This is a genomic window from Leyella lascolaii (genome assembly GCF_900079775.1).
Classification (GTDB): Bacteria; Bacteroidota; Bacteroidia; order Bacteroidales; family Bacteroidaceae; genus Prevotella; species Prevotella lascolaii.
Genome location: NZ_LT556035.1, coordinates 91,820 through 107,604, shown reverse-complemented (window position 1 = coordinate 107,604; position 15,785 = coordinate 91,820). Strand labels below are relative to the sequence as shown.

16 protein-coding genes are annotated in these 15,785 nt (G+C 41.1%); 9 read left to right on the top strand and 7 right to left on the bottom strand.

Annotated features, from left to right (window positions below; translation table 11 throughout):
* Positions 1 to 160 precede the first annotated feature (160 nt).
* From BN4609_RS16365 to BN4609_RS01615, 6 genes are all read left to right on the top strand, one after another.
* Positions 161 to 373: a hypothetical protein gene (locus BN4609_RS16365; RefSeq protein WP_164071546.1), complete on the top strand. Its 213-nt coding sequence runs from the start codon at positions 161 to 163 to the stop codon at positions 371 to 373.
* 93 nt (positions 374 to 466) lie between these two features.
* Positions 467 to 1,027, top strand: coding sequence for a hypothetical protein (locus tag BN4609_RS01635; RefSeq protein WP_164071545.1), 561 nt, complete (start codon positions 467 to 469; stop codon positions 1,025 to 1,027).
* 10 nt (positions 1,028 to 1,037) lie between these two features.
* On the top strand, positions 1,038 to 1,607 hold the full coding sequence (locus tag BN4609_RS01630; protein WP_068855060.1) for a hypothetical protein: 570 nt from the start codon (positions 1,038 to 1,040) through the stop codon (positions 1,605 to 1,607).
* A gap of 75 nt (positions 1,608 to 1,682) precedes the next feature.
* A complete protein-coding gene (locus tag BN4609_RS01625; RefSeq protein WP_068855059.1) occupies positions 1,683 to 2,411 on the top strand; it encodes a hypothetical protein in 729 nt (242 codons plus the stop codon).
* 193 nt (positions 2,412 to 2,604) lie between these two features.
* On the top strand, positions 2,605 to 3,183 hold the full coding sequence (locus BN4609_RS01620) for a hypothetical protein (RefSeq protein WP_068855058.1): 579 nt from the start codon (positions 2,605 to 2,607) through the stop codon (positions 3,181 to 3,183).
* Between the two features lie 124 nt (positions 3,184 to 3,307).
* Positions 3,308 to 3,892: a hypothetical protein gene (locus BN4609_RS01615; RefSeq protein WP_164071544.1), complete on the top strand. Its 585-nt coding sequence runs from the start codon at positions 3,308 to 3,310 to the stop codon at positions 3,890 to 3,892.
* A 114-nt stretch (positions 3,893 to 4,006) separates the two neighbouring features.
* Here BN4609_RS01615 and BN4609_RS01610 read toward each other — a convergent pair whose 3' ends face one another.
* From BN4609_RS01610 to BN4609_RS01600, 3 genes are all read right to left on the bottom strand, one after another.
* Positions 4,007 to 5,791, bottom strand: a complete 1,785-nt coding sequence (locus BN4609_RS01610) for a M6 family metalloprotease domain-containing protein (protein ID WP_068855056.1) — start codon at positions 5,789 to 5,791, stop codon at positions 4,007 to 4,009.
* Position 5,792: 1 nt separating this feature from the next.
* Positions 5,793 to 6,599, bottom strand: coding sequence for an EFR1 family ferrodoxin (locus BN4609_RS01605; RefSeq protein WP_068855055.1), 807 nt, complete (start codon positions 6,597 to 6,599; stop codon positions 5,793 to 5,795).
* A gap of 139 nt (positions 6,600 to 6,738) precedes the next feature.
* Entirely contained in the window at positions 6,739 to 7,131 is a 393-nt protein-coding gene (locus BN4609_RS01600; protein ID WP_068855245.1) for a DUF1573 domain-containing protein, read from the bottom strand.
* A 224-nt stretch (positions 7,132 to 7,355) separates the two neighbouring features.
* Between BN4609_RS01600 and aspS the strand changes: the two genes are divergently transcribed.
* From aspS to BN4609_RS01585, 3 genes are all read left to right on the top strand, one after another.
* Positions 7,356 to 9,125, top strand: coding sequence for an aspartate--tRNA ligase (gene aspS / locus BN4609_RS01595; protein WP_068855054.1), 1,770 nt, complete (start codon positions 7,356 to 7,358; stop codon positions 9,123 to 9,125).
* Positions 9,126 to 9,259: 134 nt separating this feature from the next.
* Positions 9,260 to 9,541: a winged helix-turn-helix domain-containing protein gene (locus BN4609_RS01590; protein WP_021993361.1), complete on the top strand. Its 282-nt coding sequence runs from the start codon at positions 9,260 to 9,262 to the stop codon at positions 9,539 to 9,541.
* Positions 9,542 to 10,074: 533 nt separating this feature from the next.
* Positions 10,075 to 11,139 carry a mannose-1-phosphate guanylyltransferase gene (locus tag BN4609_RS01585; protein WP_021993359.1) on the top strand — a complete coding sequence of 355 codons (1,065 nt, stop codon included), beginning with the start codon at positions 10,075 to 10,077 and terminating at the stop codon, positions 11,137 to 11,139.
* 541 nt (positions 11,140 to 11,680) lie between these two features.
* On the opposite strand, the gene BN4609_RS01580 is transcribed toward BN4609_RS01585, so the two are convergent.
* The 4 genes from BN4609_RS01580 to nudC all read right to left on the bottom strand — a co-directional run bounded on the left by BN4609_RS01580 (position 11,681) and on the right by nudC (position 15,410).
* Positions 11,681 to 12,382: an N-acetylmuramoyl-L-alanine amidase-like domain-containing protein gene (locus BN4609_RS01580; RefSeq protein WP_241033168.1), complete on the bottom strand. Its 702-nt coding sequence runs from the start codon at positions 12,380 to 12,382 to the stop codon at positions 11,681 to 11,683.
* A 158-nt stretch (positions 12,383 to 12,540) separates the two neighbouring features.
* Positions 12,541 to 13,620 carry a DUF4421 domain-containing protein gene (locus BN4609_RS01575; protein WP_068855052.1) on the bottom strand — a complete coding sequence of 360 codons (1,080 nt, stop codon included), beginning with the start codon at positions 13,618 to 13,620 and terminating at the stop codon, positions 12,541 to 12,543.
* Position 13,621: 1 nt separating this feature from the next.
* Positions 13,622 to 14,605, bottom strand: a complete 984-nt coding sequence (locus tag BN4609_RS01570) for a Gfo/Idh/MocA family protein (protein ID WP_021993356.1) — start codon at positions 14,603 to 14,605, stop codon at positions 13,622 to 13,624.
* Between the two features lie 16 nt (positions 14,606 to 14,621).
* Positions 14,622 to 15,410, bottom strand: coding sequence for an NAD(+) diphosphatase (nudC, locus tag BN4609_RS01565; protein ID WP_303645084.1), 789 nt, complete (start codon positions 15,408 to 15,410; stop codon positions 14,622 to 14,624).
* Positions 15,411 to 15,785: the final 375 nt, after the last annotated feature.

Sequence of the window (15,785 nt, the reverse complement as noted above, 5' to 3'; positions counted from 1 at the left end):
TAAACGATTCTACAGTGAGATACACGCTTGCCCCACTATCATATCCTGATGCTTTAGATACGAGACCGGTTTTTTTTATATGTAATGTCGGTGGTGAAGATGTGTTCTTTTTATCCCAGCTTGGAGTATCGAGGATAGATTTTCGTAATAACCCTTTCAAATGGCTGATGGAGACAAAGAGCGTTTCAAGAGAAAGTATTTTTCGGAGATTTACGAAGAAGGTCGTATAAATACAGGAGTAATAGGTATTTCCCATCCGGAACTATGTCATCTCACATTTATCAATGACAGTCTTGTAAGTAAGGCATATAAGCGAGGCATGCCTTTCGACAGGGTGAAAGTAAGAGTGGGGAACAAGGAGTATTTCTGGTAGCTATTGTATGACAAGTATAATGAAATGTAGTAAATCCGATGTATAATGTACTTTAATAGTGGATTTCTTTCGGCAAAGTGAAGGTAAGGGTCGGTGACAAGGAATATCTCAGGTAGCGTGGGATGGTTTACAAAAGATAGAGAGGAGGAGATGATAATGAACAGGATTATTATATTAACGGTTGTGCTTGCATGCCTTTTCTCATGCGACAAGACTGAATACAGACACTCGCTGAGTATAAAGAACAGTGAGTTGGAGAAGGCAATAATAGATTTTGCCGATGAAAAGAAAAAGCTTTATGATGGCAGAGATTTTGTCGTCAACATGCGTTATTGGCAGGTGAATGATTCGATAAGCCGTTGCGGACTTTATTGTGATTTCTCGTCAGACTCATGGGATTATCCGTTTGAATTTGTGAGTAAGGCGGGAGACTATGATGTTCTCGTTACGATGATGGCGGGGTATGACCGCAGACGTCCTCTGTTCAGAATGAGGAAAGAGGATAAGGAATATTTCATGAAAAAATACTTTCCGGAAGAGTACAGCCTGTACAAAGCCGGAAAGAAAGTGTATCCGCCTCAGATAAGATACAAGAAGTGTATAATCACCTTCCTGTATGGCAGGATTATAGATAAACGTATGGAATGGATATAAATATAATAATATGAGAAAAGTGTTGGAGACAGTCGTGTTCTTATCGGTATGTCTGTTACTTCTTGCAGGATGCAGACACGACGCGCGTCCGGAAGAATATTTTCTGGAGCTTGACAATAAGGAGTTGGAGCGTGAGATAATAGCTTTTACCAAAGAGAAGGAAAAGGAGAGCGGCAACAGAAATTTCATGGTGAATGTAGGTTGTAAGGATATTAATGATTCTATAAAAAGATACATATTGTTTTATAATTCACAGGGCTGGAGCTGGCGTGTCTCACCTTTCCACTTCGTGTGCAGGGTGGGCGGACGTGACGTTATGTTCACAATGGTTGCTGCAAATTCTTATCCGGATATGCTTTTTGATATGGACGAGTGGGCTTATATGTATTATCTTAGGAAATATTACCCACAGGAGTATGAGGCACAGCGCACAGGCAGGGAGTGGTATCAGACAGTATATGACGGTGAGAACTGTTATCTGACGTTTCTGAACGGAAAGCTGATAGACAAAAGAATCAGCCGCGGATGTCATGTGGATAAGTTCAAGATAAAAATAGGAGAAAAGGAACTTTATATTTAGACGGTTGTTCCTTTCACAGTTTGGGAGAGATATGTATAATATGGTATATACATCATAATAAAAATACAGTATAATATGAAGAATATAATTTTAGTTTTTTTATTACTGCTTTATGTGATGATGTCGTGTGACAACGCAGCCGTGGATAAGAAAACAAGCGGTAGTGACACTACGCTTTGCATATCGTATAATGTTTATTATTCTCCTCGATATTATTCGTTTCATCTGCAATCTGGCAATGAACTGTCTGAGTATCTTGTAGAGGCAAAGTCAGCATATGGAGATGAAGATATTGTTAAAATTGAGGAAGGAATAAATTATGTAGTACATCATCCGGTAGATTATAACGACACTACAGTGGCATTTATCGGTGATTATAAGCAAAAATACTTCAAGACAAGCTATGAGCAGAATTTTATGATGATGAGTAATGCGTTGGACTCTTTGCCTTTGGAGGTAGGAATATCGGATACGTGCAAAATTTATTTAGACCTCAGTTTTGGAGGAACGGCAACCGTTGATATGACCGAGGAATACATAAGGCGCAGACAATCGTTGTCAAGGAATATAGACAAAGGCTGTTTCTCGGATATTGTAAAGAGTAGCAGAATGGTGAACAACTGGAACAGCATATTAAGACCGTACAATGTGTATGTCGCGGATGTTGCGGTTGGCGATGTCGAAATTATCTCTTTGAAACGGTTCATGAAGAGAAATGTCGGGTTGAAATCTTCCGTATCACCGCCAAACATTATTATAAGCAAGAAAGTGTGTCTTTCACTCAGACGTATAGAATCGATATAGGACAACGATCCGTGTGCTATAAATATTTTATCAGCCAGGGCAGTAAACTCGCATTAGTTGTAGTTTATGCATAATGGAAAGATGTGCATTTAAAGACAATACGGAAATAATGAATGACAAATATACACTCAGAATATGTCTTATGACGGGTCGGCGTAATGATAATAATAAATTGGTTTAAAGAAAGATAATTATGAAAATGCATGAGGCAATATTCGTATTTATTGTATTGTTAATGCTTTGTGGTTGCCATAAAGACAAGTTCCGTGATTTCGACCGCATGGTGTTGAACAACAAAGTGTTGGAACGGGAGATAATAAAATATAGAGGGCGTCCAGATCAATACCCTTTTTATAATGGAATTAAAGTATATACCGGTGTGTGGTGTAAGACTATAAACGATTCTACTGTGAGATACACGCTTTTCCCATGGTCATATCCCAATGGTTTGGATATGGATCCGATTCTTTTTATATGTAGAGTAGATGGTGAGGACGTGTTCTTTTTCTCACAGATTGGAGCATCGAGGATGGATTTTCGTAATAATAATCCTTTTAAATGGTCTGATGAAGACAAAGAGCGTTACAAGAGAAAGTATTTTCCGGAGCTTTACGAAGAAGGTCGTATAAATACAGGAGTAATAGGTATTTCCCATCCGGAACACTGTCATCTCACATTCATTAACGACAGACTTGTAAGTAAGGCATATAAGCGAGGCATGCCTTTCGACAGAGTGAAAGTAAGAGTGGGTGACAAGGAGTATTTCTGGTAGTGATTGTTTTATTCTTAAATGATGGAGGCTGTATAAAAACGGTGATGCTAAATTATGATAATGCACCTGCCGACGGATGGAAATGAAGATAATGTGTAAATAATTAAATAAAAATGTAATGTTTATGAAAGCGAAGGTGTTGTTTAATACAGTAGCTGCGGTTATATTAGTATTGGCTTTATGCGGATGCCGCGAGGAAAAGAACTGTGATTTCGATCGTCTTGTGCTTAACAACAAGGCATTGGAACGGGAGATAATAGAATACAGGAAGAGAGAAGACCAGCATCCTGCATATGAGGGTACCAAGGTTTATACCAGTGTATGGTGCAAGACAATAAATGACTCGACTGTACGCTATGTGCTCAGGCCTTTCGCAGACCCAGCCGAGCTTGATAAATATCCTGTCAGCTTCATATGCAATGTGGATGGCGAGGATGTGTTTTTCATTATGGGCTGCGGTGTCTCAAAGACAGATTATAAGAATAACTTCTTTAAGATGTCGGAGAGGAACAAGGCTTGTTTCAAGAAAAAATATTTCCCGAAGATTTACTATAACAGGGACGGCAAACTCGGCCCGTACTGTTATTCGCATCCTTTGCTGACTTATCTGACATTTGTGAACGACAGTCTTGTTGATAACAGTACAGGATATAGTGATGTGAATGCTAAGGTTCTTGTATTTATTGACGAAAAGCCATATTGGTGGTGATGGCAGTTGGCGGTGTCGGCTGATATCGGCTTTGTGGATTATGATATTTGTCAGAATATAAAAACAGTGGCGCGATTACTTCCGTGCCACTGTTTCTTTTCAGAGAAATTATTCTTATTTCATTATTATTTTCTTTCCTCCGGTGATGTATATGCCTTTACCGGCTGCGGACTTGTCATTCCCGATGTATGTGCCGTTAATGGTATAAATGCGTGTGTCGTCTTCTGTCGGGATGACAGACGGCATACCGATGGCGGTGCTTGTGTCATGCACATAGTTGAAGGTGACAGTCCCTGCGGTAGTGTCCTCTGTTATGTTTCTGAGAGCCTTCTTTACTTCCGGACCTTCTGTGTACCATCGGAAGTTTGGCAATCCCATGTCGTAAGTCAGCGATGTGACGTTTTTTTCTCCGGGGAATGGGTCACCCTTGTGGCTGCTCTGGTATTCTTTTTTGAGTTCTTGATTATATGACGATATGAGTATGCCGTCGGCTGGGATTAGGGCAAAGCCCGGCTTCTCGGGTGTCTCGTTAGGACGGTCGTTGAATGCAACCGTACTCTTTGGCCATTTCACATGGTAGGCAATGAGACCATGCCCGATGGAATAACTGTTCCATCCTTTCTTCTGGATGTTTTCAAGTACGATGTATTCAGATTCGTCGGCATTGTTCACCATCTTGTATGACTGTCCGCCGTCGCTTATAGGTGTGGCAGTAATGGTGGCGTTGTTCTCAAGTGTGGTGATGGAATGCCATCCGAGAGCTTCGCGTTCCCATGCCGTGTAGGCGGTAGGGCAATATCCGTAGTAAGTGTACTCGCCTCCGTCCATGATGCTCCAGTATTCCATCGCCTGATTGTCTATCTGTGCGGCGGCTGAATAAGGATAAAGGTCGGGGAGCCCGAGACAGTGTGAGAACTCATGACAGAACAGTCCGATACCGTTTATTTTGGGTGTTACAAACATGCCTGATGTAACATAAGGATTGGAGTTCAGCTCATTGTTCAGACCATACCGCTGCACGCTCATGCCGTTGTATGTTCCGAAACTTCCGATACCTGATTTCGCCCAGATTGTGTTCGGGTCGGCACCGTTGCTTTCTCCGTATCCTGCATATATTATGTATACAAGGTCTACAATGCCGTCGGCGTTGATGTCATATTTAGGTGTGGAGAAGTCTGTCTTTTCAGAAGCCAGAGCGCAGGCTTCCTTTATCATTTCACTACAGTTGACGTCTTTTGTAGAACCGCTGTTCTTTCCATAATATGCCATGTCCTTTGACAGTGTTACAGGGCCAATGATATCGAAGTTAGGTTGGTATTTTCCGAAGCTCATGTCGGTGAAGAATTTTTTCACACTTCCGTAGTTGAGGCTTTCTCCATAGCCCATTTCTTTCTGTTCGTCACCATTGAGATACTGGTCGAATACTGCTTGGGGATCATTCACTGTGAACTTCTCGTCCTTGAACTCCACAAGTATGACAATGGCAGTAGGAGAGCCCGTACTGGGAAAATATGGAGGATTGTATGTCGGCGCAATAGGTTCACGTAACATGGGGATACGGTTCTTGTCTGCGTTATCAGAGAAGAACGCTTTCAGATTCTGTTTTTTAACGAGCGAGATTTCATTTGACGAACGTTCTTCTTTCTCATGGGCGAGCTGTGAGGTTGGCGTGATGTTGCCGATGGCATCAATGTCTGCGATAAAGAAGTCATTGCCCGAACGTGCAAGAACCACGTTGTCCATGGTGGTGTACCAGCTGAAATTCTCGTCACCGTGAAGTCTGACAGTTATTGTAGTCCCGTCGCTCTGCTTTACAGAGAATGGCGTGGAATTGGCTTTCGCAGCCCGGGACGTGACTGCACATGCCATAAGCATGAAAATAATTAGAATGTGTCTCATATTATTTTTGATTTGGTTGTTTTAGTGTTGGATTCTTTTTGTGCCCGTACCAGTATTGTCCTTTATTCCTGGTTGCAGAACCGAAGCTGATAGCTTTTGTAGGGCAGTGATGGTAGCATGAGAAGCATGTGAGACATTTGCCGTTGTGCAACCATTCCGGTTTGGTGCCGATACCGCCCTTTATGTCGTGTACAGGGCATATGCTCGAGCATATGCCGCATTTGATGCATTTGTCATTGTTCACTCTGAATGGCGTATCCTTTACAAGATATTTCAGGAACAGATGACCGATAAGGCGGCTGTTAATCCGAGGCCATCGCCCTATGGTGAGATTTCTCAAGCCGCGTTGCTTTGCCCTGATGTGATTTATGTATTGTTGCAAAGTCCTGTCGGCATCGTTTATTTTCTGTTTCTCTTTTTGAGGAGTGTCGACATCCATAAATGGCAGACCGACGTATGACTCGGGCATAATCAGCGAAAATGAACTGTTGAGGGTTATCCCGGATATTGAAAGGTCATGTTCGAGTAGCCTGATTGTCTCACCAACGGTGTCACCGGCTGTACATACAGCATAACAGTAATTGTCTTTATAGTTGGATATATGCAGCCGTCTGACAAATTCCCTCACGATTATTGGCGGACGCCATCCGTGTACAGGGAAACAGAATCCGATGGATTCACCGTCTTTTAGAGTGAACTCGTGTTTGTTGACGATATCCGGTATATATAACAAATCATCCCCAGTGTTTTTACAAATTTGCCTTGCAGCCCATTTTGTATTACCGGTAGCTGAGAAATAAAATATCATGCTATGTGACAGGTGTTGTTATTATAAATGGATGTATATCTGCCAGTGTAGATGTTTTTTATAAAAGAAATAATCTCCAAATACATGTTTCGGTAATTGGAGATTATTATGTTTCGATTATGTGAAAATGATTTTGTATTTATTTTTCTTCAGTCATCTCACCTACAATGTATAGGCGTACTGTCTCATTGACACCGTTTGTGCGTACGGTTATGGTTTTCTTGAAACGTGCGGGAAATGTTCCTCTTCCGCTGTATGTGACTTTAATCTCACCTTTCTCACCTGGTTCAATAGGCTTCTTTGTGTATGAAGGAACTGTGCAGCCACAACTTGCGATAGCCTGTTTTATAACAAGAGGCGTATTCCCGGTATTTGTAAATGTGAATACACATTTCTGTACCGGATCGCTTTCAGGAAATTTGCCAAAATCGTATGTCGTGTTCTCAAATTTAATTTCGGCGTATTTTTTTTGTGCCAGAGCAAAATTTACAGTGGACAACAATAAAAGAGATATAAAAAGAATCCTTTTCATAATGTGTTGTTTTATTTCATTGCAAAAGTAATAAAAAAGATATAGTGATGTAGGAGACCATGTCTTTATTTTCACAATAATTAATATATCACTGCAAATCTTAAACCGTAATAGGCGTTGATTGCTTGTGGTTTGCATTAAGCGAGAATATATATGTCGTGTTTTTTCTGCTTTTCAAAGAATTGTTGTACTTTTGCAGAAAGTAAAAATGTTTATAATAAAATATGTATAGAAGTAATACGTGTGGAGAGCTAAGGCTTTCTGATTCCGGCAAAACCGTTACGTTGGCAGGATGGGTTCAACGCGTAAGAAAAATGGGCGGAATGATATTTGTCGATTTGCGCGATAGATATGGTATAACTCAGCTTGTGTTCAACGAAGCTGACAGCATCGAACTGTGTGACAGGGCAGGGAAGCTTGGACGTGAGTACTGTGTGCAGGTGACAGGAGTTGTGAGCGAACGTCAGAGTAAGAATCCGAATCTTCCGACAGGAGACGTAGAGATAATTGTCAATACTCTGAACGTTCTTTCCGAGAGTATGACACCCCCGTTTACGATAGAAGATAAGACCGACGGCGGTGATGATATCAGAATGAAATATCGTTATCTTGATCTTAGACGTCCGGTTGTACGAAAGAATCTGGAATTGCGCCACCGTATGACTATTCTTATAAGGAATTTCCTTGACTCGAAGGACTTTATCGAAGTCGAGACTCCTATTCTTATTGGAAGTACTCCGGAAGGTGCGAGGGATTTTGTCGTCCCTTCCCGTATGAATCCGGGACAGTTCTACGCTTTGCCTCAAAGCCCTCAGACTCTGAAACAGTTGCTTATGGTTAGCGGTTTTGACAGGTACTTTCAGATTGCCAAATGCTTCCGTGATGAGGATTTGCGCGCAGACCGTCAGCCGGAATTTACGCAGATAGACTGTGAAATGTCGTTTGTTGATCAGGAAGATGTTATATGTCTGTTTGAAGATATGGCACGTCATCTGTTCAAGGAGGTACGTGGCGTAGAACTGCCTGCTAAGTTGCAGCAGATGACATGGAATGAGGCAATGCGGCGCTATGGCAGCGATAAGCCAGACCTCAGATTCGGAATGGAATTTGTAGAGTTGATGGACGTATTGAAGGGAAGCGGATCTTTTCAGGTGTTCAATGATGCGGAATATATAGGAGGTATTTGTGTTCCGGGATGTGCAGGATATACAAGAAAACAACTCGATCAGATTACTGACTTTGTAAAGAAACCGCAGATCGGTGCCAAAGGACTTGTCTATGTTAAGTTTAACGAAGACGGTACAATAAAAAGCAGCATTGACAAGTTTTACAGCCCTGAAACAATGATGGCATTAAAGAAAAAGGTCGGAGCAAATGACGGTGACCTTCTTCTTATATTGAGCGGTGATAAGCCAAACAAGACACGTGTTCAGTTGTGTGCTTTGCGTCTTGAGATGGGTGAGCGTTTAGGGCTGCGTGACAAAGATAAATTTGAATGTTTGTGGATTGTAGATTTTCCTTTGTTTGAGTGGAGTGATGAGGAGCAGCGTTTGATGGCTACACACCATCCGTTCACTATGCCAAATCCCGATGATATCCCGCTGCTTGACAAGCATCCGGAGCGCGTGAGAGCGATGGCTTACGATTTCGTATGCAATGGCATAGAGGTAGGTGGCGGCAGCATCCGTATACATGACTGCAAGCTCCAAGAGAAAATGTTCGATATTCTTGGATTTACACATGAGAGAGCTATGGCACAGTTCGGGTTCCTTATCAATGCATTTAAATACGGTGCGCCACCTCATGCTGGTCTCGCATTTGGTCTTGATCGCTTTGTGTCTATAATGGCAGGGTTGGATTCGATTCGTGACTGTATCGCATTCCCCAAGAACAACAGTGGAAGGGATGTCATGCTTGATGCTCCTTCAGAATTGGATAAGAAACAGCTTGAGGAATTGAAGATAAAGGTTGACTTAAATCAAGAAAATAGTTGAAGGCTTCCGACAATAAGTAAAAAGTCTCTTTTTCTTCATTAACAAAAGCAGTAAATAAAAAAATAATCGTAATTTTGTAGCACGATTAAATCCATGATTAGATTTATTCTTGGAGTTTTTATTTATACTAAATTATGACAGAAAAGAAAGCTGCAACTAAAAAGGTTGTTACAAGCAAGGCTGCAACATCAAAGAAGTCAGCCGCAAAAAAGAATGAGGTAGTTATTAATGCTGAAAATGTTGGATTCCGTGCAGGAGATGTCTATCAGGCATTGGCAGCCGCAGAAAAGCCGCTTAGCGTGGCAGATATCGCAAAAGCTGCCAAAATAAGCAAGGAAGAAGCATTCTTAGGCATAGGCTGGCTCTTTAAAGAAGGAAAAGTTAAAGATGAAGATTGTCTCATCACATTGGCTTAATTTTAAAACAATATCAAGAGAGAGCTGTAATTTTAATTGCAGCTCTCTTTTTATAATACATGTCTTTAGATAAGGAAATATTTCGTGTTTTGGCTTATGTCGGAGATGAAGGATTATCTGTTAGAAAAATATCCATTCACGTGCATAACGCTTGCAATTCTTTCTTTGACAGGAAGTCTTATGACGATGTACATGCGTATGTGACAAATTTTCTAATACGGAATTCCCGAAATTCGGATTCTCTAATAGAAAGGACGGAACATAGAGGGAAGTATCGACTTAATAAAAATTCATGTAGGACACAGCAGTTAATGTTGCATTTCATTGACTGTGACGAAGAATCCCTGAATGAAAATGATAGTTCGTCATGCTCTGAAGATAAATCATTATCTTTATTCTGATAAATGACACGGTATTTAAAATATCATGTTTAAAATGTCAGCATGATTTATTAATTTATTGGTCATATTATTTTTCAATTAGAAATATTTTATGTATTTTTGTTAAGGATATACAATATAACAGATATTTTTATGGATACGGTTAACAATCATCTGGTTATAATGGCAGGAGGAATAGGAAGTCGCTTCTGGCCTATGAGCTCTTCGGACAAGCCAAAACAGTTTATTGACGTTCTTGGAACCGGACAGTCATTAATACAACTCACCTATGATCGCTTTAAAGGAATATGTCCTCCGGAAAATGTCTGGGTTGTGACAAACATAAAATATTTTGATATTGTACATGAGCAGCTGCCGGAAGTTCCTGTTGAAAATATTCTTCTGGAACCTTGCCGACGCAATACGGCTCCATGCATTGCATATGTAAGCTGGCGTATAAAATCGATAAATCCGAAGGCAAACGTTGTTGTTACGCCAAGCGATCATATCGTTACAAATCAAAAGGAATTTTATCGAATCATAAAATCGTGTCTTGATTTTACCAGCGGGACAGATGCTATTGTGACACTCGGTATCACACCCACTTGTCCGGAAACCGGATACGGCTATATACAGGCAGATTTGAGCTCATGTTCTCTTCGAAACAAAGAGATATTCAGGATAGACTCATTCAAGGAGAAACCTGATTTGGAGACGGCAAAGAAATATATAGCTCAAAAGAATTATTTCTGGAATGCCGGGATTTTCATCTGGAATGTCAGTACGATAGTGAATGCCTATAGAGTGTATTGTCCTCAGATAGGCAAAGTTTTCGAGAACCTTATCAACGTTTACGGAACACCCGAAGAAAGAACTATGATAGATAAAATCTATCCGGAATGCGAGAACATCTCTGTAGATTACGCTATTATGGAAAAGGTAGAAGACATATTCGTGTGTCCGGCTGATTTCGGATGGAGCGATCTTGGGTCATGGAGCGCGTTATTAATGCAGTCGCGCAGGGATCTTTATGGCAACGCATTGTTGGGTGATAATATAAATCTGTATGATTCTCATAATTGTATAATACATACAACACAGGAAAAGAAAGTTGTCATACAGGGATTGGATAATTTCATCGTAGCTGAGAAAGACGGAATGCTTCTTATATGCAAATTGTCTGAAGAGCAAAGAATAAGGCAGTTTGCAGAGGAGTAGACGAGTGAAATAAGGCATGCTGATATTACTTAACCGCAAAAGTTATAAGCTATAGATAATTGAACCAAGACATAAACGTTTTTCGCTAAAGTAATCAAAAATGCATTAGCTTAGAGTACTTTTGCGGGTGAGGCAATATCAATTGATGTACGAGGATACGCAGACGTGCAAGTTGTGTGCCTGAGTAATTTACCCATACGTATTATCTGGAAGTTGAATCAGGTCAGATGACATATTTCCGGGAGATGATTTTTTGCCTTAATATTATTTCGGCAAAAATCATTGTGTATATTAATATTTATCCCGAATCCTGTCAGACGTTCAAAGTTGCCTTTTCACTTGATTATAGGCTCTTCATTCCTCTTTCACATCACCCCATTCATATTGTTTTCCTCTTTTCACGGAAGCGGTCAGGACACATCTTCTATAAAAGCGGAAAACAGTCAGTCTGGCGTCAGCGCGTCGGACGGATTATGCCTTACAGCCAATCCTGGGCGTAATCATACATAAACAAATGTATTCTAATGTATGGTTACGTCGTTTATAGAACACGTATGATTCTTATACCAGTTTGAGACGGGTGACGCATCATATATTTATAAAGCGACATTGGCTCTTCCACAACCTTCTTATGTATGGATGATGCGTTAAGCAAATGCAAGTTTCCTTTGTGCCATGCAGCAAAACCTATATGAGAGATGTCAAGTCCTTTTTTATTTGTAACGATAGCGATAATGTCTCCGTCTTTAATGTATGCTTGTAGCGATTCCGGATTTTTCAGTTTTGCTTTGGGTATATATCTATAAGTTTTTCCATCAAAATATTTCTCCATTTCGGCTATGTCATCAATCAAAGAAGTATCTTTTCTAAGTGCGGGATACTTTTCCGGATTACTGCTCATATAATATATGTCATATTCTGAATTCTCTGTGACGGACGAATCTTGCGGGACAATCTCTCTCACAATGCCGGTTAGCGTGTTCTGTTCAATCCAATATGAGAAATAGTGCAGACGGGTGGGGTATGTCACAATGCCATTCTCATACCTTATATTTCTCAGATAATTGCAGAAGTTACGGAAAGTCGTTTTTTCGTTTTTTATGCACAGATATAGTGCAATCACATTCTCAACATATGTTGTGCAGTCCAGTTGGCGAAGGTTTACAACCAGTCGCTCGCGTTCTCCGCCCTCCAGCGTTCTTGCCACATAAGGGACGGATTTGAGTTTTCTTGCAAAATACATAAGACAGTTGTCTTTTGTCTTACATTCAGTCATGCACGACTTTAAGAGCTCTGTTGCCACGATACTGTCTTTTTGCAAGTATTTCACTTCGTCCTGTGTATAGGCTGGCAAACACCGGCATAATATGATTATCAATGATAGCAGATATTTCATTTACGTCATTTTTTATCAAAATTAAAGCCAATGTAAATGTTGAGGCTTCCAAAGAAATTGTTGGTGGAGAATTGTTTTTTACTGTAATTGTATGAATGCAGTATGGTGCTTGCCCCAAAATACCATTTGGTATTGTTCCATACAATGCCAAAACGCCCTACGCCGTCTATGTTCATGTTCTTTATGGAGAAATCCCTGAACGAAAAGTTCGTATGATCCACATCGCTTGTTGTGTGCTTATATCCCAATGCCAGAGACAGAGATGATGCGAAAAGCCAGTTCTTTGCAAACACCCAGTTGTATCCGTATCCTCCTGATACAGATACATCTGTATATTTTATCTTTCCGGAAATAACGTTCTTGTCCACGTAACTGTCAGCTATCTCACTGCCAAGAACCGCAGATATTACAGAGTTGAGTTTTTTCCAGTCAACGCTGAGGGTGTGCTTTGTATACCCGATTCCCACCATCGGCGAGCCGCAGCTGCGGCGTTGTACGGTGCTCTGACTGAATGCCGCCGGATAAGAAAAACGGTTGTGGTTGAAAATGTAATATATGTTAAAACCCTTGATACTTGCAGTAAGACCGTCATAACTTATGTCTTTCATGGGAGATGTGTCCACGTTTTCTCCAAGATAGACATAGCGCATCTTATAGTCATTGCCTGTCTTGCGATAGAAAAGGTCAATGCCTATCTGTGAACTGTACAGACTTAGATCGAACTCTTTTTTTGTGTTTCTGTCGTTAAGATGTGTAAGATCAATCGTATATCCGAGAAACACCCACCTCCATCCGGCGTAAGGTCCTAATTTTATTGATGGTTGCGGGGCGAATGTGAATACGTTTCCGTTAGGCGTCGATATGCGGTATATTTCGTATGTGTTTGTGTTTTGCAGCATCAGAGTGTAGTTGTAATGTTGCGGCTCAATATAGTTGGTGTCTACTCTGCTGAAATTCTTTACAAATCCATACAGCCCGTCAGCAATCTTACCCCAGAAAGAACGTTTCTCCGGGATACTGTCATTGGACGCATGGCAGTCTGGCGACAGAAATATAAAAGCCAACAATATAAATACCGCCTTCATATTACAGTTTTCCTAATATGCGGTCAAGTACCCAGTTCACCGGAGTCGCGCTCACGCTTGTACAGTTGCATACACCTGTGCCTTGCAGGTCTTCTATCACAGCTTTTATTATCGGAAGCTGCACATATGGAGGATTGGGCACGACAATATTAGTCACTCCTTCGCTTGTGACAAGATATATCGGGTCATAATTATATATTGAAAATGACAGCATGCCTTTATCTCCAATAACCTCCACTTTGTCTTCTTTTGCGCTCTGGTGTCCTACAAAACACCATGAGCCGCTTCCCGGGACACCGTTCTCGAACATGAAACATGCGCTTATGTTGTCTTCCGCGTTATACAGGTTGGCACGGTTGGCGCAATATCCATGGGCGTGAGTTATTACACCGAAAATCTCCTGAAGTATATCAAGCTGGTGAGGGGCAAGGTCATAAAAGTAACCGCCTCCGGATATGTCAGGCTGCAGACGCCATGGGAGGTTCTGGTTGCCCTGATAGTCAAGGTCGCGTGGCGGAACCGAGAATCTTATCTGTACGTTTGAAATGACGCCTATCGTTCCTTCTTCAATTATTTTCTTCACTTTTTTGAAATATGGCAGATATCGTCTGTAGTATGCAACGAAGCACGGAACTCCTGTCTGCTGGCTCACGCGGTTTATACGTGCACAGTCTTCATAGCTTGCAGCCAGAGGCTTTTCTATGTATACAGGCTTGCCCGCCCTCATCGCCATAATGGCAAATGTCGCGTGACTTGAAGGTGGCGTAGCTATGTATATTGCATTTACATCACTGTCGTCTATAAGTGACAACGGGTCTGTGTACCACTTCGGAATACCGTGTCTTTCCGCGTATGAGCGTGCTTTTTCAGTGTTGCGGCTCATTACGGCAACTACACGTGAGCCCGGCACTTCGTTAAAAGCCGGTCCTGATTTTTTTTCGGTCACCTCACCGCAACCTATGAATCCCCAGTTTACATTTCTCATTTCTTGAAACTCGTATCTAATGTTGTTCCAGCCAATTGTCTATTAATTGGCGTGCTATGCTCAGCTTTTCCGGAATGCGCGGCAGATTGTTCTTGTTAAACCATCCTCCGCTTTTCAACTCTGAGTATTGCAGCGTCACCTCACCGCTTTCATACTCGGCATAGAAACCTGCCATCAGTCCGGAAGGATAGGGCCATGGCTGTGACGCATAGTATCTGATGTTCTTTATCTTCAGCCCTGTTTCTTCCTTAACCTCCCGTGTCACAGCCTCCTCAAGTGTCTCTCCTGTTTCTACAAAGCCTGCCACAAGACCGTAAAAATCATATTTGAAATTATGTGCATGGACTAACAGCAGCTCATCACCGCGACTCACAAGTACAATAATTGCAATGGACAATTGCGGCCATACTTCCTTGCCGCAGTTCGTACACACCTTGGATATCTCAGTATGTTTTTTCATGCGTGCTCCGCATGCACCGCAAAACTGGGTGTTTGCGTCCCAATACACCAGCTCCTCGCACTTCCCGGCTTTCAAATACAGATTATAGGACAGTTTGTAATAAGACTGTCTGAGACCACACCACTCAAACTCCGGATTGTCTATCAGCGAATGATCTTTTATTGCATATGTTTTTATGCCGGTCCCTTCAATTGATGACGGAACGTTGATGATATTAGTCTTTTCGTCTGTTTCCGTTGGAGCATGTTCCTGACACGGAATCGTGTATGTGCTGCTGCCTGTTTTTCTCAGCAAAATGTTTCCATTGCAAAATACGAACCAATAAGACATCTTCTGTTTTTTTATATCTTAGTGAAAAGAAACAATATATGCAAATATAGTACAAATTAGGGTATATCACAAATTTTTTATGAATTAATAAGTATAATGATATTGTGTGAAGACAGGATGGACCTGTAGGTGCATTTATGTATCGGCAAATTCTGTCCGCATGTTTTTCTTTTGTTTCATCGCCCTTATATATTTCATTTGTGTCGTAATGGCTTTTTATATATGGCGTGAGGGCTGCGTCCTGTATATAGTATAATGTCGTTCTTTTGCTTCCTCTCCATATGTTACCAGTCATATCAGTACGTTAAGGTATGGAAGATGTTCTGTCATTCCCCTTTAGAATAGGAGAAGTCATCGATGGAAATATGACTCGTGAACTATATGGAGTTT

Coding starts and splice junctions, on each gene's coding strand:
- BN4609_RS16365 (WP_164071546.1), top strand. CDS start 161: ATGGCTGATGGAGACAAAGAGCGTTTCAAGAGAAAGTATTTTTCGGAG.
- BN4609_RS01630 (WP_068855060.1), top strand. CDS start 1,038: ATGAGAAAAGTGTTGGAGACAGTCGTGTTCTTATCGGTATGTCTGTTA.
- BN4609_RS01625 (WP_068855059.1), top strand. CDS start 1,683: ATGAAGAATATAATTTTAGTTTTTTTATTACTGCTTTATGTGATGATG.
- BN4609_RS01620 (WP_068855058.1), top strand. CDS start 2,605: ATGAAAATGCATGAGGCAATATTCGTATTTATTGTATTGTTAATGCTT.
- BN4609_RS01615 (WP_164071544.1), top strand. CDS start 3,308: ATGAAAGCGAAGGTGTTGTTTAATACAGTAGCTGCGGTTATATTAGTA.
- BN4609_RS01610 (WP_068855056.1), bottom strand. CDS start 5,791: ATGAGACACATTCTAATTATTTTCATGCTTATGGCATGTGCAGTCACG.
- BN4609_RS01605 (WP_068855055.1), bottom strand. CDS start 6,599: ATGATATTTTATTTCTCAGCTACCGGTAATACAAAATGGGCTGCAAGG.
- BN4609_RS01600 (WP_068855245.1), bottom strand. CDS start 7,131: ATGAAAAGGATTCTTTTTATATCTCTTTTATTGTTGTCCACTGTAAAT.
- aspS (WP_068855054.1), top strand. CDS start 7,356: ATGTATAGAAGTAATACGTGTGGAGAGCTAAGGCTTTCTGATTCCGGC.
- BN4609_RS01590 (WP_021993361.1), top strand. CDS start 9,260: ATGACAGAAAAGAAAGCTGCAACTAAAAAGGTTGTTACAAGCAAGGCT.
- BN4609_RS01585 (WP_021993359.1), top strand. CDS start 10,075: ATGGATACGGTTAACAATCATCTGGTTATAATGGCAGGAGGAATAGGA.
- BN4609_RS01580 (WP_241033168.1), bottom strand. CDS start 12,382: ATGTATTTTGCAAGAAAACTCAAATCCGTCCCTTATGTGGCAAGAACG.
- BN4609_RS01575 (WP_068855052.1), bottom strand. CDS start 13,620: ATGAAGGCGGTATTTATATTGTTGGCTTTTATATTTCTGTCGCCAGAC.
- BN4609_RS01570 (WP_021993356.1), bottom strand. CDS start 14,605: ATGAGAAATGTAAACTGGGGATTCATAGGTTGCGGTGAGGTGACCGAA.